The sequence below is a fragment of the Rhodococcus sp. YH3-3 genome (genome assembly GCF_001653035.1).
Lineage (GTDB): Bacteria > Actinomycetota > Actinomycetes > Mycobacteriales > Mycobacteriaceae > Rhodococcus_F > Rhodococcus_F qingshengii.
Map to the genome: position 1 here is coordinate 2,449,732 of NZ_BCWH01000001.1, position 18,789 is coordinate 2,468,520.

20 protein-coding genes are annotated in these 18,789 nt (G+C 63.1%); 13 read left to right on the top strand and 7 right to left on the bottom strand.

The features are described from left to right. The 7 genes from YH3_RS36660 to tsaD form a co-directional block, all read left to right on the top strand. On the top strand, positions 1-795 hold a 795-nt coding region (locus YH3_RS36660; RefSeq protein ID WP_238592555.1), incomplete at its 5' end, for an NAD(P)H-hydrate dehydratase. 55 nt (positions 796-850) lie between these two features. After that, positions 851-2,053 (top strand): alanine racemase, encoded by a 1,203-nt coding sequence (gene alr / locus YH3_RS11415; RefSeq protein WP_007728606.1) that lies wholly within the window; start codon positions 851-853, stop codon positions 2,051-2,053. Next, positions 2,050-3,102, top strand: coding sequence for an alpha/beta fold hydrolase (locus tag YH3_RS11420; RefSeq protein WP_007728607.1), 1,053 nt, complete (start codon positions 2,050-2,052; stop codon positions 3,100-3,102). Before alr ends, YH3_RS11420 begins: the two co-directional genes overlap by 4 nt. Beyond that, positions 3,092-3,583 carry a tRNA (adenosine(37)-N6)-threonylcarbamoyltransferase complex ATPase subunit type 1 TsaE gene (gene tsaE / locus YH3_RS11425; protein ID WP_003940673.1) on the top strand — a complete coding sequence of 164 codons (492 nt, stop codon included), beginning with the start codon at positions 3,092-3,094 and terminating at the stop codon, positions 3,581-3,583. The genes YH3_RS11420 and tsaE overlap by 11 nt, the downstream gene beginning before the upstream one ends. Positions 3,584-3,690: 107 nt before the next feature. Next, positions 3,691-4,359: a tRNA (adenosine(37)-N6)-threonylcarbamoyltransferase complex dimerization subunit type 1 TsaB gene (gene tsaB, locus YH3_RS11430; protein ID WP_064443364.1), complete on the top strand. Its 669-nt coding sequence runs from the start codon at positions 3,691-3,693 to the stop codon at positions 4,357-4,359. A 10-nt stretch (positions 4,360-4,369) separates the two neighbouring features. Next, positions 4,370-4,864: a ribosomal protein S18-alanine N-acetyltransferase gene (gene rimI / locus YH3_RS11435; RefSeq protein WP_050655860.1), complete on the top strand. Its 495-nt coding sequence runs from the start codon at positions 4,370-4,372 to the stop codon at positions 4,862-4,864. Next, positions 4,861-5,898 carry a tRNA (adenosine(37)-N6)-threonylcarbamoyltransferase complex transferase subunit TsaD gene (tsaD, locus tag YH3_RS11440; protein WP_007728610.1) on the top strand — a complete coding sequence of 346 codons (1,038 nt, stop codon included), beginning with the start codon at positions 4,861-4,863 and terminating at the stop codon, positions 5,896-5,898. Before rimI ends, tsaD begins: the two co-directional genes overlap by 4 nt. A gap of 18 nt (positions 5,899-5,916) precedes the next feature. Here the strand turns inward: tsaD and YH3_RS11445 are convergent, their stop codons facing one another. Continuing rightward, entirely contained in the window at positions 5,917-7,506 is a 1,590-nt protein-coding gene (locus YH3_RS11445; RefSeq protein WP_042922496.1) for an Hsp70 family protein, read from the bottom strand. A gap of 161 nt (positions 7,507-7,667) precedes the next feature. Here YH3_RS11445 and YH3_RS11450 point away from each other — a divergent pair, with 161 nt between their 5' ends. Then, positions 7,668-8,228 (top strand): potassium channel family protein, encoded by a 561-nt coding sequence (locus YH3_RS11450; protein WP_007728612.1) that lies wholly within the window; start codon positions 7,668-7,670, stop codon positions 8,226-8,228. A gap of 19 nt (positions 8,229-8,247) precedes the next feature. Here the strand turns inward: YH3_RS11450 and YH3_RS11455 are convergent, their stop codons facing one another. Further along, a complete protein-coding gene (locus YH3_RS11455; RefSeq protein ID WP_007728613.1) occupies positions 8,248-9,963 on the bottom strand; it encodes a TIGR03767 family metallophosphoesterase in 1,716 nt (571 codons plus the stop codon). Between the two features lie 233 nt (positions 9,964-10,196). Between YH3_RS11455 and groES the strand changes: the two genes are divergently transcribed. Further along, entirely contained in the window at positions 10,197-10,496 is a 300-nt protein-coding gene (gene groES, locus YH3_RS11460; RefSeq protein ID WP_003940763.1) for a co-chaperone GroES, read from the top strand. A gap of 86 nt (positions 10,497-10,582) precedes the next feature. Continuing rightward, complete coding sequence (gene groL, locus YH3_RS11465) at positions 10,583-12,193, top strand: chaperonin GroEL (RefSeq protein WP_003940715.1); 1,611 nt, start codon at positions 10,583-10,585, stop codon at positions 12,191-12,193. Between the two features lie 74 nt (positions 12,194-12,267). Here the strand turns inward: groL and YH3_RS11470 are convergent, their stop codons facing one another. The 4 genes from YH3_RS11470 to YH3_RS11485 all read right to left on the bottom strand — a co-directional run bounded on the left by YH3_RS11470 (position 12,268) and on the right by YH3_RS11485 (position 14,918). Further along, positions 12,268-13,005 (bottom strand): anti-sigma factor domain-containing protein, encoded by a 738-nt coding sequence (locus YH3_RS11470; RefSeq protein ID WP_064443365.1) that lies wholly within the window; start codon positions 13,003-13,005, stop codon positions 12,268-12,270. Position 13,006: 1 nt separating this feature from the next. Further along, positions 13,007-13,675, bottom strand: a complete 669-nt coding sequence (locus YH3_RS11475) for a sigma-70 family RNA polymerase sigma factor (protein ID WP_007728615.1) — start codon at positions 13,673-13,675, stop codon at positions 13,007-13,009. Positions 13,676-13,763: 88 nt separating this feature from the next. After that, entirely contained in the window at positions 13,764-14,429 is a 666-nt protein-coding gene (locus YH3_RS11480; protein ID WP_007728616.1) for a fasciclin domain-containing protein, read from the bottom strand. 192 nt (positions 14,430-14,621) lie between these two features. Next, positions 14,622-14,918 carry a WhiB family transcriptional regulator gene (locus tag YH3_RS11485; protein ID WP_003940939.1) on the bottom strand — a complete coding sequence of 99 codons (297 nt, stop codon included), beginning with the start codon at positions 14,916-14,918 and terminating at the stop codon, positions 14,622-14,624. A gap of 768 nt (positions 14,919-15,686) precedes the next feature. Here YH3_RS11485 and YH3_RS11490 point away from each other — a divergent pair. The 3 genes from YH3_RS11490 to YH3_RS11500 all read left to right on the top strand — a co-directional run bounded on the left by YH3_RS11490 (position 15,687) and on the right by YH3_RS11500 (position 18,061). Continuing rightward, positions 15,687-16,385: a hypothetical protein gene (locus YH3_RS11490; RefSeq protein ID WP_003940892.1), complete on the top strand. Its 699-nt coding sequence runs from the start codon at positions 15,687-15,689 to the stop codon at positions 16,383-16,385. A gap of 175 nt (positions 16,386-16,560) precedes the next feature. Beyond that, positions 16,561-17,139 (top strand): sigma-70 family RNA polymerase sigma factor, encoded by a 579-nt coding sequence (locus tag YH3_RS11495; protein ID WP_003940953.1) that lies wholly within the window; start codon positions 16,561-16,563, stop codon positions 17,137-17,139. After that, on the top strand, positions 17,123-18,061 hold the full coding sequence (locus YH3_RS11500) for an anti-sigma-D factor RsdA (protein ID WP_238592556.1): 939 nt from the start codon (positions 17,123-17,125) through the stop codon (positions 18,059-18,061). The genes YH3_RS11495 and YH3_RS11500 overlap by 17 nt, the downstream gene beginning before the upstream one ends. A 102-nt stretch (positions 18,062-18,163) precedes the next feature. On the opposite strand, the gene YH3_RS11505 is transcribed toward YH3_RS11500, so the two are convergent. Further along, positions 18,164-18,568, bottom strand: a complete 405-nt coding sequence (locus YH3_RS11505; protein ID WP_003940777.1) for a DUF5319 domain-containing protein — start codon at positions 18,566-18,568, stop codon at positions 18,164-18,166. Between the last annotated feature and the right edge of the window lie 221 nt (positions 18,569-18,789).

The window sequence follows — 18,789 nt, forward strand, 5'->3', positions numbered from 1 at the left end:
GCGCTGTGGCCGGTGCCCGGTCCGGAGGACGACAAGTATTCGCAGGGTGTGGTGGGCATCGTTGCGGGAAGTGAGCAGTATCCCGGCGCGGGCGTGCTCTGTACCGGTGCCGCGGTGACCGCGACCGCCGGCCTGGTCCGCTACGCCGGGCACGGCGCCACCGAGGTGCTCGCCCGGTTCCCGGAGGTGATTGCGAGTGAGACCTTCCAAGCCGCCGGGCGAGTTCAGGCGTGGGTGGTCGGCCCCGGTATGGGTACCGACGACGACGCCGCGCGACTTCTGGCGTCGGTGCTGGCTACTGATGTACCCGTTGTTGTCGATGCGGACGGACTAACCCTCCTCGCTCAGCGTCCCGAACTTGTCGCAGCCCGGACCGCGCCGACACTGTTGACGCCCCACGCCGGCGAGTTCGCTCGATTCACAACTCTTGGCGACGACAGGATCGCGGCCACGCGTGCTCTTGCCGCACGCCTCGGAGTCACGGTCCTGCTGAAGGGCCATACGACGGTGATCTCGGATCCCGGCGGTGAGGTGCTGGTCAACGACGCCGGCGGCTCCTGGGCATCGACGGCAGGTTCGGGTGACATCCTCTCCGGTGTGATCGGAGCGTTGCTGGCGGCGGGTCTGAGCCCTCTCGAAGCCGGGGCCGTCGGGGCGCGGGCTCACGCGTTGGCTGCGAACATCGCCGCTGCCGGCGGTCAGAGCGATGTCGCCGGAGCACCGATTTCGGCTTCACCCCTGCTGGGAGGTCTGCGGGAATCAGTGCGTGTGCTTCGCTCTTTTGCCCTCGATTGAGGGTGTTCAAACCCGAACACGTGTCCGATTCTGCGTGGGTGGCAGGATTGTCGCCATGACGCTTGCCCAGGGAAGAGCACCGAAGGAGCCTGCGGAGGGGAAGGCGAGCCGACTCGACGACGCAGTAGGGCCGCAGACGGAGGCAGTCGTCGATCTGGACGCGATCGCGCACAACGTGCGTGTTCTGCGTGAATTTGCCGGGGATGCAGCGTTGATGGCGGTCATCAAGGCGGACGGATACAACCACGGCGCAGTTGCGGTGGCGCGGACGGCGCTCTCGGCGGGAGCCCGGGAACTCGGCGTCACCACCATCGCGGAGGCACTGGTCCTTCGCGAGGCAGGCATCACCGCTCCCGTTCTTGCCTGGCTGCACGGCGTCGACGCCGATTTCGCCTCGGCGATCCGATCGGACGTCGAGATCGGCGTGTCCTCCCCGCGACACCTGGCCGCTGTCGTCGACGCGGCACGGGTTCTGGGACAAAAGGCGATGGTGACGCTCAAGGTGGACACCGGTCTCAATCGCAACGGCGTATCGAGAACCGAGTGGCCGCAGATGCTCGACGACCTCGCCACTGCGCGGGACGAGGGCACGATCAGGCTGCGCGGAGTGTTCTCTCACCTCGCGCACTCGGACGAACCGCATCACGACGTCATCGACATGCAGAAGCAGCGTTTGATCGACGCGGTTGCCGACGTCCGCGCTCGCGGATTCGACCCCGAAGTCGTTCATCTTTCCAACTCCGCTGCTACAGTCACCCGTCCTGACCTGCGGTTTGACATGGTTCGGCCCGGAATCGCGATATATGGATTGTCTCCGGTGCCCGAACTCGGAGATTTCGGTTTACGACCGGCGATGACGCTGCGAGCGAAGGTGATTCTGGTGAAGAAGGTAGCCGCCGGAGAGGGCGTCTCCTACGGGCATCAGTGGGTCGCACCGCACGACACCACTCTTGCGCTGCTTCCCGTCGGCTACGCCGACGGTTTGTCTCGCTCACTGAGTGGCAAGTTCGAAGTGCAGTTGGGCGGTAAGCGTCGCCAGGCTGTCGGGCGAATCTGCATGGACCAGGTATTGGTGGACCTGGGTCCGGACGGTGACGGAGTTCGCGAAGGCGACACCGCGATCTTCTTCGGCAACGGCGATCACGGCGAACCCAACGCGCAGGCCTGGGCCGACGTACTCGACACCATTCACTACGAGGTCGTGACCGGGATACGTGGACGCACTGTGCGTACGTACATCGGGGGAGAGACGTCATGAAGACTGCAGGAAAGATGAGCATTCTCGGTGGCCTGCTCAGCGCCGCGGCGCTCGGCTCGATGGCCGGCGTGAACGCATTCAAGACCGCGACGCGTCCGGGCCGGGAAATCTACGCGGACGAGGACTTCGACCTCATGACGCGCGACCGCAAGAGCACGGTGCGCACCGAGGACGGTGTCGAGCTGGCAGTTCGCGAAGTGGGACCGGACGACGCTCCGCTGACAGTCGTTTTCGTGCACGGATACTGCCTGAGTGCGCTGTCCTGGCATTTCCAGCGCCGCCAGCTCGAAGAGCGATGGGGCAACAAGGTTCGCATGGTGTTCTACGACCAGCGCGGACACGGAGACTCGGGCATGCCGCGTTCGAAGAGTTGTACGGTTTCTCAGCTCGGCCGCGACCTCGCGACCGTCGTCGAGGCCAAGGTACCCAAGGGTCCGATAGTTCTGGTCGGTCACTCGATGGGCGGCATGACGGTACTCGCGCTCGCCGGTCAGCGACCCGAATGGTTCGAGGGCCGAGTCATCGGCGTGGGGCTGGTCGCGACGACGGCGGCAGGCCTGGCGGAGACCGGCCTGACCCGCAATCTGCAGAATCCGATCATCGACGGATTCCGGTTGGCAGTGCGCACCTCACCAGGAGTAGTTCAGCATGCCCGGGGCGCTGCGCGAGTATTGATCACGCCGATCCTGCGTGCGGCCTCGTACGGCACCGATGTCAGCCCACGGCTGCATGAACTCTCGGACGGCATGCTCGACCGCACCTCGGTTGTGACCATCGTCAATTTCCTGCGGACGTTGGAACTGCACGACGAGTCCGCTTCTCTCGAGGTCCTCGCGCACACACCGGCAGTCGTGATCTGCGGCGATCAAGACATGATGATTCCGTTCATCAGCTCCAAGCGTCTCGCTGCCGATCTCCCCGAATCCGAACTCGTGCGAGTTCACGGGGCCGGCCATCTGGTGCAGCTCGAGTTCCCGGCGATCGTGACGGACGCAATCGACAAGTTGGTGCAGCGAGCGCAGGTAGAAGAGCGGTCCGATGTCGGCTGAGAACTCCACGGGACTTCCCGTGTCCGGACAGATCACGTTGGAAACGGCCGAGGATACCGAGGCTTTCGGCCGACGCTTGGCGGCGGGACTTGTTGCCGGCGACCTGGTGGTGCTGGACGGTCCACTCGGGGCAGGCAAGACCGCGTTGACGCGCGGAATCGGCGCCGGGCTCGGGGTGCAGGGCCGGGTGACGTCCCCGACGTTCGTCATCGCTCGTGAGCATCGTCCGGGCACCCGCCCCGGCGGCGGAGTTCCCGTCGGCATGATCCACGTCGACGCATACCGGCTGGGAGACAGCGGACCGCATGCGCTCGACGAACTCGATGCCCTCGACCTCGACACCGACCTCACCGATGCAGTGGTGGTGGTCGAATGGGGTGGTGACGTCGTGGAAAGGCTCGTCGAACGGCACCTGCGAGTGCAGCTTCATCGGGAACCCGAATCGGATGTGCGGACTGCGAGTTGGTCCTGGACGTCGTGAAAGGGAGTTTGGTGTCACAGACGTCGTGAAACGGCGTTTCGTGTCACAGACGTCGTGACCCTCCCGGGCCGGAAGTAGTTCTTCACGTGCGGGTACCCTGAGAAATCGTGCTTGTTCTCGCAATTGACACCTCCACTCCGGCAGTCACTGCCGGAGTCGTCTCCCTGTCGGCTTCGTCGCCGGACCCAGTGGCACCGGACACAGTGGAGACGCTTGCCGTGCGTGTCACGGTCAATCCTCGTGCGCACGCCGAGGTCTTGACCCCTCACGTCCTCGAATGCCTCGCCGAGGCAGGGCTCACACCGGCCGACTTGAACGCCGTCGTCGTGGGTGTCGGGCCAGGGCCGTACACCGGACTGCGTGTCGGCATGGCGACGGGCGCTGCCTTCGGTGACGCACTCGGTGTTCCCGTGTATGGCGTGTGCAGTCTCGATGCGATCGCGGCTGCGGTACCGACCACACAGAGCCTGCTCGTCGTGACTGACGCGAGGCGTCGCGAGATTTACTGGGCGCGCTATGACGGCGGAGTGCGCGTCGAAGGACCGGCTGTGAATTCCGCCGGCGACGTCGATCCTTCGCCTTCGACGCTGATTGCCGGATCCGCTTCGCACGTGGACTTCTTCGATCTACCCGTCGACCCGGCGGAGACACCTTCACCGGCCGGGTTGGTGACAGTCGCTGCTCGCGAGATCCTGGCCGGTTCGGTTCCGGCCCCGCTGGAGCCGCTGTACCTCCGACGCCCGGACGCGAAGACCCTTGCAGAACGCGGCAAGTGAGGCAGAGCAGATGAAGTACAGCATCGAGCCGATGAACGTCGATGACACCGAACGGTGCGCGGAGTTGGAGCGCGCGTTGTTCGCGGGCGACGGACCCTGGAGCGCACAAGCGTTCGTCTCGGAACTTGCAGGCGCACATAATCATTACTTCGTTGCCCGGGAGCCTGACGGTCACGTCCTCGGCTACGCCGGAGTCGCATTGTTGGGGGCGTCGCCGAACATGGAGGCCGAGGTTCACACCATCGGTACAGATCCCTCGGCTCAGCGACTCGGAATCGGCGGCGCGTTGCTCGATGCGCTTCTGACTCTGGCGGATTCACGGCAGTGCCCGGTGTTCCTGGAAGTGCGCACCGACAACGAACCTGCCATCGCGCTGTACCGGCGCGAAGGATTCGAGATCGTCGGAACACGAAAGAAGTACTACCAGCCCAGTGGGGCAGATGCGTACACGATGAGACGGCCTGCCGTGCTCGGTGTCCGCGAAATTGAGGAGCAGCAAGCATGATCGTCATGGGTGTCGAAAGTTCTTGCGACGAAACAGGTGTCGGTATCGTCCGCTGGAACGGTGACGGAACCTGCGAATTGTTGGCCGACGAGGTGGCATCGAGCGTGGATCAGCACGCCAGGTACGGGGGAGTGGTTCCCGAAGTGGCCTCGCGGGCTCACCTCGAGGCGATCGTGCCGACGATGCGCCGTGCCCTTGCTGCCGCCGGTATCGAGAAGCCCGACGCGCTGGCCGTCACCATCGGACCCGGCCTGGCCGGCGCGCTGCTGGTCGGTGTAGCCGCAGCGAAAGCCTATGCGGCAGCATGGAACATCCCGTTCTATGCGGTCAATCATCTCGGCGGTCACGTCTCGGTGGACACTCTCGAGCACGGTCCGTTGCCCTCGTGCGTCGCATTGTTGGTCTCCGGCGGTCACACACACCTGCTTCACGTCGAAGATCTGGGAAAGCCCATTGTCGAACTGGGCACGACTGTCGACGACGCCGCCGGTGAGGCCTTCGACAAGGTGGCCAGACTGCTCGGACTCGGCTTTCCCGGTGGACCGGCACTCGATGCTGCTGCGCAAGAGGGAGATCGGAACGCAATCGCCTTCCCTCGCGGCATGACGGGGCCGCGCGATTCGCGGCACGACTTCTCGTTCTCGGGACTCAAGACGTCCGTCGCGCGCTATGTCGAATCGAAAGAGCGCGCAGGCGAGACCTTTTCGATCCCGGACATCGCTGCCTCGTTCCAGGAAGCGGTTGCAGACGTCCTGACGATGAAGGCAGTGCGTGCAGCCAAGGACGTCGGGGTCGACACGTTGGTTCTCGGCGGCGGCGCCACGGCCAATTCGCGTATCCGCTCACTCGCCGAGCAGCGCTGCGCCGAAGCGGGCATCACGTTGCGCATTCCGAAACCTCGACTGTGCACGGACAACGGCGTGATGATCGCATCGTTGGCCGCTCACCTGATCGGAAACGGCGCAGGCCCTTCGGAATTGAGTGTTGCGACGGACCCGGGTCTGTCGGTCTCCGTCAGCCAGTTGATGCACTGAAAATCGGCCGACTGAGAATCAGCCGACCGGGGCCGGTTCCCGATCCGGTGTGGTCGCGGGACCGTTTTCGGGCATCGAGGTATTCGGTTCACCGGGCTTCGTCGTCGGATCACCGCCACCAGGGGTAGTGATTTCGGTTTCGGTGGAACCGGATCCAGGAGTCTCCGGCGTCGTCGGGTTCTCGCCGCCGCTCTCACCCGGGCCGAGACCGCCGCCGGGGTTTGCCTCGGTCGGATCGACCGGGGGCGTCGCCTCGGTGTCCGGTAGCGTCGGCCACCACGCCGGTGGATCGGGCAGCGTGATTCCGGGAATGGTCGGCCAATTCGGAGTGGTCGTTGTCGTGGTCGGCGGCGTGGTTGTCGTCGAGGTGTCCGGGATCGGCGCAGGCGGAAGTGTGTACTGATGCGTTGTGTACGAGTGCGTGTCGTAAGGCTGCGAGTCGAACGGGGTGGTGGGATACCCGTACCGAGGATACGTGCTGCCGGCTACCGAAGGCAGAGGATCATGAGACGGAATGATCGTCGATCCGGTGCTCGGTGTCGCTTCGGGGCTCACCGTCGTCGTGGTCGACCCGGTTCCGACGGGCGAGACCGCGGTGTCGTCGGTCGGCACCAATTCCTTTGCGCCGTAACCGAGTACCAGTCCGCCGACCACGAGCGCACCGATCAACGCTCCCGAGACCTTGGCGGTGGATCCGGAGCGCTGGTCACTTCCGGAGCCCAGCAGCGGGAAACGAATTGCGGTGATCGAATCTGCCAGGAGTGCAGCACCTTTGGTTGCCGCAGTCTCGGGCTCGACGATCTCGACCATGGGGACGTCGACGGCAGCGGCGACGGCGGACCGCACGGCCGGAATATGTGCGCCACCGCCGATGAGTACAACGGCACCGACGGGCCGCGGTGAGCCCTTCACGACTTCACGGATGAAGGTGACGGCGCGCTCGATATCCGGGGCGATGATGGCCTCGAACTCGTCGCGCGTGATCGCCATCGCGTCGATCGGAAGGTCGATGGTCACCTTGGTGGACGTGGACAGTTGCTCTTTGGCGACATGGCACCGGGCGGCAAGAAGTTCCGCGTCGGTGTACCGGCGCAAGTGCCCTGGCGCCTTCTCCGTCACGAAGTCGACCAATGCCCGGTCGATTCCGGCCCCTGCGAGGGCGTCGATACGGTCGGAGTGCAGAACTTCACCGGTGTGGTCGACGACGGACACCGTCAGACCTTGATCACCGACGTCCACCTGAGCTGTCGTGTCGTACCGCTCGGTTTTCCCTGTCTCGGCGAGATACGCGTGTACGGCGGCAGGCTCGGGGATTGCACGGACCTGCTTCGGCGAGCGCGAAAGAGATGACCTGATGCTCGCGAGTTGATCGTCCGTGCGATAGCTGACACCGATCGAGCGCGGCGCTTCAGATCCGTCCGTTACCTGCGTCGTCATCAGCTTGATGGATGCTCTGACAAGGTCGCCGACGTTGGAATTGGCCTGATCCGCCGAGACGAAGCGAGTCTCGGCAGGCACGGCGCCTGGCGCGTTTGTGCTGGTATCGGTGTCGACGAGTGCTGAATAGACACCGGAAGATCCAGTGGAAATTCCCAGTGAACAACTCATCGCACACCTCCTCACAGTCAATACCGGTCAATGTTCAATCGACCGCCGTTATATGAACGTTACAGAAGGTTCGTGAGGATTGCTCAGTGCTTTTCGTCTCCGTGACGTCCTTTTCGGACCGAAAGGGTGGTTTTACCTGCGAAATTGTCGATCATTGATTCATGCGGAAAAAAGGCGATTCTCCCCACATCGACCGGGAACGACGACGCGCGCTGATCCGTGGTGCAGTGCTTCGACCCACGCTGACGGTGATCGCCTTCGGATGCGCGTATTTCTTTCTGCCGTGGATCGATGTACATACCGCCAGTGCAATCTTCCTCTTGATCGGTGGAGGCGCCGCGGTACTTGCCGTGACCACCTGGCAGGTGTGGCGAATTCTGCGTTCCGATGTGCCATCTCTGCAGGCGGTCGAAGCTGTGGCGGTGGTGATGCCGACGTACTTGTTGTTGGTGTCCATCACCTATTTTTCGGTCGAGCATGCAAGCCCTGGCAGTTTCACCGAACCGCTGTCGCGTATGGCGGCGCTGTACTTTTCGTTGTCCGTCTTCTCGACAGTCGGATTCGGTGACATCGCCGCGCAGACGGACCTTGCCCGGGGGCTCGTGAGCCTTCAGATCGTCTGCAATCTGGTGTTGATCGGATTCGGCGTTCGATTCGTCGTTGCCGCAGTGTCGTGGGCGAAAGCGCACCGCTCGCCTTCGAGCGGACCTGAAATCACCTAGGACACTGCGGCAATCGGAGTCATCGTCCGGTGTGGACCAACAATTCGACGTTCTGGTCGACGCCGGTACCCGTCAGCTTCGGGTCGCGGTGGATGTCGTTGAACGACAGTTCGCGGTACAGCGAGGCGAGCCCGGCTGCCGACTTGTCGCTGTAGTCGACGGAATTGGGACTCTCCGCCTCGAAGAGCGTCGCAAGCAACGACACCGTTCCGTCATGGTTGTCCGCGATCTCGATGATGCGTCCGAGTTGCGGGTAGTCGATGTGCGAGGCGGTGTTGATCTCCCAGAAGCCCTGCTCGGGGGTCGCGCCGGGCCACGGGGTGATCTTGTTCTCGTGGGTGTGTCCGTTGACCCAGGCAAGTACGTTCGGGAAACGATGCAGCAAGTCGAGAAGCTGTGAACCGCGCAGGCGTGGCTCGAGGACGTTCTCGGGGTCGGGAATGAGATTGTCCATCGTGTCGCTCGTGTGGTGACTGAACAGCACGAAATACGTGTCACCTCGCGACTCGGTGACGCGAGAGCCCGCGGCGTCGTAGTAGGTGCTGCTGCCGGCGCGCAGGGTGTTCTCGATCCACTGGAACTGAGCGGCGCCCAGCGAACCGTCGACGAGGCCCGCGCGGTTGGTGGAGTCCATGCTGATGCCGACGACGCCCGGTGCGATCTCGAACGAGTAGTAACCGATACCGGTTTCGCCGGCGTCGGGGGCGAAACCGTGTCCGACGGGGCCGGGACCGGTGTGCGCGGGATCAAGATGTGCGGCGATGAACTGTCGCGGTGTGAACGGCGCGCGCGACGGGTCGGGGGTGACCTGGCGCGGCGGCGTCGTGAAGGCGGACAGGATTCCGGGTATCGCACTGGGATCGAACTTGGTGGCGACGTCGATCTGCTTGGCCTGCTCCGGTGAACCAGGCACCTCGAATTTGAGAGATCCCGTGTACATCGCTTCGAGCGGCGGGATGCCGCTGGGCACCGTGCCGGACACCGAATCGTCGTGGTTGCCGAACACGCAGTACCAAGGGGTGTTCAGGCCGGGGCTCGACACGGGCGTGAAAGCGGCACCGAAGAAATCGGGGATCTCCGGGAATCCGGCCTTCTTGTACATGTCGAGCATCGGTGACTCGGGGTTCCAGTAGAGATCGGCACCCGAGTTCTGTACACCCTCGTAGCGGTCCTTGGCACCGGTGTTGGCGACGACGGTTCCGCCGTTGAGTGAGGTGAGGAACCAGTCGAGTTCGGCGAATTCCTTGTTGTCCGTGTTGTCGCCGGTGGTGACGACGGCATCGAAGGGGCGCGACGTGTGCGGGCCACTGCCGATCGAATTGACCCGGCGGACAAGTGAAATCAGCCCGTGCGCCGTCAGGGTCTCCTGGGGGCGGAACGCCGAGCCGGTGATCTGGTGGACGTACTCGAATCGCATGGGGGACTGGGCGTCGACGATGTGGACGTCGGTCAGCTGCACGAGTGAGGCGAGTGCGGTGCGTCGGTCCTCGCGTCCCGACTTCGGCTCGGCCAACTCGCTGCGCACGATGTTCGCCCAACCGGGTCCGGCGGTGAGCTTGGTGTAGCCGCTGCTGCTGACGGGGGTGGACACGGACTCGAGAGTGGTGCCAGGACCTGACGTCGGAATGGTCGACGCGCCTGCATATTGCAGGCCCCACGGCTTGCCAAGGCTGACCGCGCCGACGGCGCCGAGTCCGGCGAAGGTCAGAAAACTACGGCGATTGATGTTCGTCACGAAGTGAACAATAGGTGAACGTGGTGGACGGCTGTCCTGTTTCGCTCTGGACGAAGAGAAAAATGCGCCCAGTCCTTGAGGGTTGGCACTCTCACGTATAGAGTGCCAATTGGCGCTGATCGAGTTCCGGCACCCGCGACGACGGGACTGCAGTGACGCGCCGTAAACGGCATACCCAAACAGCTGTCCGAGGATCGCCTCGGACGCACATACCCCAAAGTGGAGGGCTCATCGTGGCGAGCGTCAACATCAAGCCGCTCGAGGACAAGATCCTCGTCCAGGCCAACGAGGCTGAAACGACGACGGCTTCCGGCCTGGTCATTCCTGACACAGCCAAGGAAAAGCCCCAGGAGGGCACCGTCGTTGCAGTCGGCGAAGGCCGCGTCAACGAGCAGGGCAACCGCATCCCGGTCGACGTCAAGGAGGGTGACACGGTCATCTACTCCAAGTACGGCGGAACCGAGATCAAGTACGCCGGCCAGGAATACCTGATCCTGTCGGCACGCGACGTGCTGGCTGTCGTCTCCAAGTAAGACACACGTGATCCGCCCCGGAGTCCACACAGGATCCCGGGGCGGAATGCGTTCACGCCCCGAAGATTCAGGAGCTGACAGAACAGATGTCCAAGCAAATTGCGTTCAACGAGACCGCACGCCGCGCTCTCGAAGCCGGAGTCGACAAGCTTGCCGACGCCGTCAAGGTGACCTTGGGCCCGCGTGGACGCCACGTCGTGCTCGCCAAGGCATTCGGCGGCCCCACCGTCACCAACGACGGTGTGAGCATCGCCCGTGAGATCGAGCTCGAAGATCCCTTCGAGAACCTCGGCGCACAGCTCGTCAAGAGCGTCGCCACCAAGACCAACGATGTTGCCGGCGACGGCACCACCACCGCGACCGTTCTGGCCCAGGCCATCGTCCGCGGCGGACTCAAGAACATCGCAGCGGGCGCGAACCCGATGGCTCTCGGCGTCGGCATCAACGCCGCAGCCGACAAGGTCGTCGAGGAACTGCTCGCCGCAGCCACCCCCGTCGAGGGCGAGAAGTCGATCGCTCAGGTCGCCACCGTCTCCTCGCGTGACGAAGAGATCGGCAAGCTCGTCGGCGAGGCACTCACCCGTGTCGGAACCGACGGCGTCGTGACGGTCGAGGAATCCTCCACCGTTGCAACCGAACTCGTTGTCACCGAAGGTGTTCAGTTCGACAAGGGCTACCTCTCGCCCTACTTCGTCACCGACATCGATGCGCAGAAGGCCGTCTACGAAGACGCGCTGATCCTGCTCTTCCGCGAGAAGATCAGCTCACTTCCCGACTTCCTTCCGCTGCTCGAGAAGGTTGCCGAATCCGGCAAGCCGCTCTTGATCATCGCCGAGGACGTCGAGGGTGAAGTTCTCTCCACCCTCGTGGTCAACTCCATCCGCAAGACCATCAAGGCCGTCGCCGTCAAGGCGCCGTTCTTCGGTGATCGTCGCAAGGCATTCCTCGACGATCTCGCAGTCGTCACGGCAGGCACCGTCATCAACACCGACGTCGGCCTCTCGCTCAAGGAAGCCGGCCTCGAGCTGCTCGGCAGCGCTCGCCGCGTTGTCGTCACCAAGGACGAGACGGTCATCGTCGACGGTGCAGGCACCGCTGACGACATCGCGACCCGCGTTGCGCAGCTGCGTCGCGAGATCGAGAACACCGATTCGGATTGGGACCGCGAGAAGCTCGAAGAGCGTCTGGCGAAGCTGTCCGGCGGCGTGGCCGTCATCAAGGTCGGCGCAGCCACCGAAACCGATCTGAAGGAACGCAAGTTCCGCGTCGAGGATGCGGTCAACGCAGCCAAGGCAGCAGTTTCCGAGGGCATCGTCCCCGGTGGCGGATCGGCTCTCGTTCAAGCCGGTACGGCTCTGATCGGGAACCTCGGCTTGACGGGTGACGAGGCCACCGGCGTTGCCGTGGTCCGCGAAGCCCTCAACGCCCCGTTGTTCTGGATCTCCAGCAACGCAGGCATCGACGGTTCCGTCGTTGTCAGCAAGGTCGCCGAGATGACCAAGGGCGAAGGCTTCAACGCTGCCACCCTCACCTACGGCAACCTGCTTGCCGACGGCGTCGTCGACCCGGTCAAGGTCACTCGCTCGGCAGTGGTCAACGCCGCTTCCGTCGCGCGCATGATCCTCACGACCGAGAGCGCCGTCGTCGAGAAGCCGACCGAGGAAGTTGCCGACACCGGACACGGTCACAGCCACTGACTCGCTGCTCGTAGTTTCCACAAAGAAGAGATCCCCCACCGGATTCCGGTGGGGGATCTTTTTTCGTCTGGCGATCAGATGAGCGGGATCGTTGCGAACGGCTCGCTCGTCGGCTGCTGCGATCCGCCGGGCGGTTCGACAGTGAACGCCAACTTCGTATTCGGACCGATGCCGTCGAGCACCACCTGAGTAGTGGGTTTGACGTCGCCCGGAGCCATCGTCCCCATCGGGATCATCGTGGTGTCGTCGGTGTCGCCCGGCACCAGCCACATCTGGTAGACGGTATCCGGACTCGGGGGAGTCACATCGTTCATCACGAGGACTGCGGCGTCTTCGGAGGGCGAGAACAGCGTCGTGGCACTACCGCCGCCCGGGATGTCACGCGTCGTGGCATGAACGTCGGGTGCTGCCATGATTTCGGACGCGGCGTTCTGCGGCGGCGTGTTGTCGGACAGCGTGCGTCCGATTCCGATGCCGCCGACCAGGATTGCGACTGCGGCGGCCGCCGCAAGAGCCATGGTCCACGGGCGTCGACGGTTACGACGCTCGGCCAGCGAAACCGGGGCGTTGGGAGCCGCGGTCTGTTCTGCGATCGAGGCGAGGACGCTTCTGCGCAGCGACGGCGGGGGCTCGACGGCGTCGACGACGGTCATCGCGGCCATGGTTTCGGCGGTGAGCCGGACCTGGGCGTCGAATTCGGCGCGGGTCGCGGAGTCCGAAGCGGCAAGTCGTTTGTCGACCTCACGGCGCTCGTCGAGGTCCAACGCATCGATCGCGTAGGCGTACGCGTAGTCGATCAGCTCTTCGTCCATCTCACATCACCCCCAAACATCCACGTAGGCGCAGTAGTCCGTCGCGAATTCGCGACTTGATCGTGGGAATCGCCACGCCGAGATCTTCGGCCACCTCGCGGTACGTTCGGCCGCCGTAATAGGCGAGAGTCACCGATTGGCGCTGAGTGTCCGTCAGCGTTTCGAGACAGTCGGTGACAGCACGATGCTCGTCTCTTCGTGTCACTTCGTCGCTGACGACGTCGAATTCGGGAGTGGCATTGGTGGTGTCGTAGAGAGCCTGTCGATCCGAACTCGACTGTTCGGAGCGCACGCGATCCACTGCGCGCCGGTGGGCAAGTGTCAGGAGCCAGGAGAGCGCGGACCCCTTGGCGGGGTCGAAGCTGTCGGCTGATTTCCAAGCTTGGAGGTAGACCTCTTGGACCGCTTCCTCTGAGAAGCCTGGATCACGGAGTACACGAAGAACCATGCCGTACACACGGGAGCTGGTTCGGTCGTAGAACTCGGCGAAGGCGCTCTGGTCGCCACCGGCGACGTTCGCGAGGATCACTGCCAGCTCGCGTGATTCCGCGATTCGCGCGGTGCGGGCCGCAGAATTGTCCGTCGGGCATGCGTCGGCCGCATCCGACGCATGGTCTGGCTCGCTCACGAAGAGTTGTCTCGCTTCATCGCGTACAACCGTAGCGTGCATGTCCGGTTCTTTTCTCTTGGCCCGCCGTTGGCCGCTGTGCGCCTTTATTAACCGCTGGGGGTTGATAAAGGCGCACAGCAGGTGGGGACTACTGCGGCATCAGCACCGAATCGATGAGGTAGACGGTGGCGTTTGCGGTCTTGACTCCACCGCAGACGACAGTTGCGTCGTTGACCTTGATGTTGTCACCGGATCCGGTGACGGTAACCGTTCCGCCCTCGGCGGTGGGGTGAGTTCCGTCGATCGCGTCAGGGGCGATCTGGCCGGGAACCACGTGGTAGGTGAGGATCTTGGTCAGCGTGGCGCTGTCCGTCTTGAGGCTGTCGATCGTGGCGGGGTCGATCTTGGCGAATGCCGAGTCGATCGGTGCGAAGACGGTGAACTCGCCACCGTTGAGAGTGTCGACCAGGTTGACGTCCGGGTTGAGCTGGCCGGAGACCGCCGCGGTCAAGGTGGTGAGCAACGGATTGTTGGACGCCGCTGTGGCAACCGGATCCTGGGCCATTCCGCTGACCGATCCGGCGCCGCTCGGCACTGCAGCTGCATAGTCGGCACAACCTGCACCGACCAGATCAGAAGCAGGCTCCGCCATCGCGCTGCTGGGAGACATGCTCGATCCCATGGCAGAAGACGTCATGGCGGCGCTGGACGTGTCGGTCGACGAATCGTTGTCGTCCGAGGAGCAACCGACCACGCCGAAGACGGCGAAAGAGGCTGCTGCGGTGACTGCCAGAACTCGAGTAGAGGTGTTCATGGGTCTGCCTTCCTGAAGGGATGTGCTGAGGTGCACTGTCAGAAGGCATTCGGAGGCGGGCGTCGGTCGGATGGGTCGTGTCGGAAATTCTTTTCGACAGTGTCCCGTCCACACGCATTTTCGACGGTGTCCCGTCCACACGCAAAAGCCCCCGAAAACTCTCGGGGGCCTAGTGCGCTCTACCTACGTGTATCAGGAAGCTATGCGGGTGGTGCGACGGTGGCGCGCGTGTAGTTCACGTTCGGTTTCCGACATTCCTCCCCAGATGCCGTACGGCTCGGCGACGGTCAGCGCGTGGCTGCGGCACTGCATCAGGACCGGGCACTGACGGCACATCTCTTTTGCGCGGGTTTCGCGCTGGGCACGTGCTCTACCGCGTTCGCCATCGGGATGGAAGAACATGGAGGAGTCGACTCCGCGGCACAGACCGTGCATCTGCCAGTCCCAGATGTCTGCGTTGGGGCCTGGAAGGTGATTCGGTGCAGGCATGTTGACTCCTTACTGCAAGCTCGCGTTGATCAACGAGCGGACCAAGTTGCCCGGAGGTTATCCGGGCCTTCTGAATCGTTCACGCTTGCTAACCGTAAGGGTGCTGAGTAAATCGCGTCAATAGGCTCGTTCAGTGGCGATCGGCATATATCGAAATGCGAGAGTTAACGAAGTATATATTTACATTTCGGGCCCCTCGTGCGTTGTTCTGCGCCGATGTCGAAATTGGGTCGATCGAGGTGGCGGCCGGCAAGCCTGGCTGCTCGAGATGCGAAACCCACAGATCAGGGATATGTTCGAGGCTGATCGCCCGGCGAAATCACTCAGTCATTCGGCTCGGTTTGCGTCATTTGTCCGATATTTCGTGGGCGGGGTTGCACTCCATTTCGGGACTTAGTGCCCAAGTTTCAACTAGGACATCCGTCCAATAAGTAATGCGCAGTTAACGTCACGGATATATGCCCGTTAAATATCATTACGAGTACATTTGGCAAATCTCAGTTGAATATCTGATTAACTCCGACAAACTTGCCTTTTCGTGTTTCGTGCGACTTTTGGCATCGTTGGTGTGACGCCGGTCGTGCGAATGTCTGCTCGTGCTGCTGCGATGATCAACCTGTGTCGACACCTGCGCGCCCTCAATCACCTGTGCCCAACGAAACAACTGCACTTCCAGGGTCCCTCGAGTCTGCCGCGTTCGGTGCGGATCCGGATCTCGTCCGCCTCCCGACGCCTTGCTCTACCCGAGATTGGTGGACAACGGCAGTAGTGCTGGGTGGTCAGGGCCACTACGCAAGAGCGCGGGCTGCATTGGATGTCCTCGATCGGCTCACGGCCGGGTTCTCGACGCACTCGGATCGAGTTCTTGCCTCTCTGTCTGCCAGCACGAGGGCGTCGTTTCTTCGCCAGAGCGGACGCCATGCACTCGCGTCCACGTGGGACGGGCGCGCACTGGCGATCGTCGGCGGCCTGCCAGGTGATCCAGAGGCTGCCTGTGACGCTCTGACCGGTCTGGCCGCAGACGCCCTCGGCTGTGGCAGGCTCCCGCTCGGCTGGCGCCTGCTGGCGCAATGTCGGGCGCGTCTGGATGCCGAGGGCGGGCTGTGGCGGCAGGAAATTCGGATCGAATGGGTCTCCGCAGAATTGGCGTTGGCGGGAGGCGACTTCGCTCGTGCCCGCAGACACGCAGAACGCGCCGTCGAATTGTCAGCGGAATCGGAGTCTGTGCGGCACCGCGTGAAGTCGGATCTGCTGCGTAGCGCCGCGCTGACCGGAACAGACGCGAGCGCAGCCGTGAAGATGGCAGCAGATGTGTTCGCGCGGTGCCGGCAATACGGCCTGCTGCCCCTGGCCTGGGCGTCGTCTCTGTTGATCGAAGGTGTCAGCGGTGAGAGAACCTCACCGAGTGCCCGGGAGATCGGCGATCTGATTGCGATGCGTGGTGGATCACTCCTACCTTTGTCGTAACCACTCCACCGAAGTCTCCGGAGAACATTCCAGAAGGAGCTGTATCGATATCGCGACTGCTGGGCAGGTATGCGGAGACCAGTCGGTCCGGATGGTTACTCTTAGAGGGTTCCGCTGAGAGCGGGAGCACACCCGCTCGGGAGGTGCCACTGTAACGCCAGGATTTTCGCTGACGATGACAAATACGAGCGATGAGTTGGACACCGCGGTCGCCGCTGCTGCGCAGGGCGACCGTACAGCTCTAGCTTTGGTTCTGGAGAACATCCGACCGATGGTGGTGCGCTACTGCCGCGGTCGAGTGGGTGCGGCCGAGAGAGGACACCTGTCCGCTGACGACGTCGCACAGGAAGTCTGTCTGGCCGTGATGACCGCGCTGCCGCGATATCAGGACCAGGGACGCCCGTTCATGGCCTTTGTGTACGGAATTGCCGCGCACAAGGTTGCGGACGCACATCGAAGCTCCGCCCGTAACAAGTCGGAGCCCGTTTCCGAAGTACCGGATGTAATAGCACTGGATGATGGTCCCGAACAGCGAGCTCTCGATTCGGAGTCCAGCAGACAGATGCACGAACTTCTCGGCACACTTCCGGAGAAGCATCGAGAAATCTTGATACTTCGCCTGGTGGTCGGGATGTCGGCCGAGGAAACGGCCGTCGCCGTCGGTAGTACCGCCGGAGCTGTACGAGTCGCTCAGCACAGAGCGATCGCGAAACTGAAAAAAGAAGTGACGAAAGCAGGTGAGAGCTTTGGCTAGAGACGAGGGGCATGACGCTTCGAATCTCGGTGATCTCGCCGACGACGGTACGCCAGTGGATTTGGCTGCGGTTCGGCGTGACGATGCGCTGATCGAATCCATTTCGAATGGTGGGCCGGTAGCAACCGATAGCACCGAACAGTACGAACTTGCGTTGATCCTCTCGCAATGGCGTGACGATGTCGTTGCGACTCCGATGCCCGAGGGTCCGTTGTTGGACGATGTCATCGCTGCAATCACAGCGACGCCGTCCGGCTTCTCCGATCGTCAGCGTTCACGTTCCCGTTCTCGATTGCGTGTGGTTCGTCCGATCGCCGCCGCTGCAGCAGTTGCAGCAGTGGTCTTCGGTGGCGCCACGGCGATGGCGTACGACGCCCAGCCCGGCGATGCCCTGTGGGGCGTCAAGCAGGTCGTCTTCGCCGACGAGGCCAACTCGACAGTTGCGAAGATCGACACGACTTCCGAGCTGGAAAAGGCCGAGCGGCTGTTGGCTGCCGGAGACATTCCTGCGGCAAAGATGGTGCTGGACAACGCAGCTCACCGTGCCGATGCAGTCAAGGACTCGCAGGACAAGAACGACCTCGTCGAGCGTTGGGGCAAGTTGATGACGCAGGTCCAGGAGACCACGTCACCCGTAGCGCCGCCGCCGACGAGTGGTCAGCCGGCCGGCCCGACCACTTCGATCACGGCAATTCCGGGCTCCTCGGTCAAACCGTTCAATCCTCAGGGACCTGGCGAACCGACAAGTTCGACCAAACCAGATCCGGGAGTGCAGCTGCAGTTGCCGCCGACGTCGGTTTCCTCGACGCCTCCGACCTCGTTGCCGACGACAACCACGACGACAACGACCACCACCACGACGACGACGTCTCTGGCGCCTGCCTCGTCGCCGTCCGGTGATTTCTCGTCACCGCCGCCCTGAGACCCGCTCTGATCGGCATCGTTCCGATCTGAATTCATACGAAAGTGGCCGACAAGCAATTGCTTGTCGGCCACTTTCGTATGAGCTTGGGTGAGGTTTCGCTCAGCTGTCGAAACCGTCGCCGTGCATCGCCTCGTTCATCGACGCGTCGGCGTATCCACGGCAGTAGTCCCACGTGACATATGCCTCAGGCATCGGGTCGTAGGCAGGCTCGTGAGGGCGGACGGTTCCGTCCACGAGCAGCTGCAGCAGGTTTGCGCGCAGCATGTCCCAGTCGTGGTAGTGATCCTGTTGGCAGTCCTCGCAGCAGACTACGAGACCGCGGATACCGCGGTGAGCGAGGAGTGCCTCGTAAACAGCGAGGTCAGCGAGATCCTCCTCGACCGCTTGGCGTTCGTGGGGGTCGAGTGGTTGACCCGGCTCGATGGCATCGAGAGCCGCGGAGGGGTCAGCTGGGTCGCCGGCGAAGGGATCTGGCGGCAGACCGGGGGGCAGTTGATCACGCACAGCACCACGGTACGCAGGTCAGGGGGGTCAGCGCCACTTGTTACGCGTACACGCAGCGTGGGTGGGATGGTTCGGACCTTTGAGTGAGCCGATACCATGGTGTGCAACGCCGGGAAAAGGTGCCAGGAATTTCTTTCCGTGCAGGCGCCTTCTATCCGATATCCAGCTTTCGTAATCCGTTTCGAGGCGGCTGCTACAGCGGTCGCCCTGGGCGAATCTAG

Coding starts and splice junctions, on each gene's coding strand:
- YH3_RS11445 (WP_042922496.1), bottom strand. CDS start 7,506: ATGAGTTGTTCACTGGGAATTTCCACTGGATCTTCCGGTGTCTATTCA.
- YH3_RS11495 (WP_003940953.1), top strand. CDS start 16,561: ATGACAAATACGAGCGATGAGTTGGACACCGCGGTCGCCGCTGCTGCG.
- YH3_RS11470 (WP_064443365.1), bottom strand. CDS start 13,005: ATGGACGAAGAGCTGATCGACTACGCGTACGCCTACGCGATCGATGCG.
- tsaE (WP_003940673.1), top strand. CDS start 3,092: ATGTCGGCTGAGAACTCCACGGGACTTCCCGTGTCCGGACAGATCACG.
- YH3_RS11420 (WP_007728607.1), top strand. CDS start 2,050: ATGAAGACTGCAGGAAAGATGAGCATTCTCGGTGGCCTGCTCAGCGCC.
- rimI (WP_050655860.1), top strand. CDS start 4,370: ATGAAGTACAGCATCGAGCCGATGAACGTCGATGACACCGAACGGTGC.
- YH3_RS11485 (WP_003940939.1), bottom strand. CDS start 14,918: ATGCCTGCACCGAATCACCTTCCAGGCCCCAACGCAGACATCTGGGAC.
- alr (WP_007728606.1), top strand. CDS start 851: ATGACGCTTGCCCAGGGAAGAGCACCGAAGGAGCCTGCGGAGGGGAAG.
- YH3_RS11475 (WP_007728615.1), bottom strand. CDS start 13,675: ATGCACGCTACGGTTGTACGCGATGAAGCGAGACAACTCTTCGTGAGC.
- YH3_RS11480 (WP_007728616.1), bottom strand. CDS start 14,429: ATGAACACCTCTACTCGAGTTCTGGCAGTCACCGCAGCAGCCTCTTTC.
- YH3_RS11450 (WP_007728612.1), top strand. CDS start 7,668: ATGCGGAAAAAAGGCGATTCTCCCCACATCGACCGGGAACGACGACGC.
- tsaD (WP_007728610.1), top strand. CDS start 4,861: ATGATCGTCATGGGTGTCGAAAGTTCTTGCGACGAAACAGGTGTCGGT.
- groL (WP_003940715.1), top strand. CDS start 10,583: ATGTCCAAGCAAATTGCGTTCAACGAGACCGCACGCCGCGCTCTCGAA.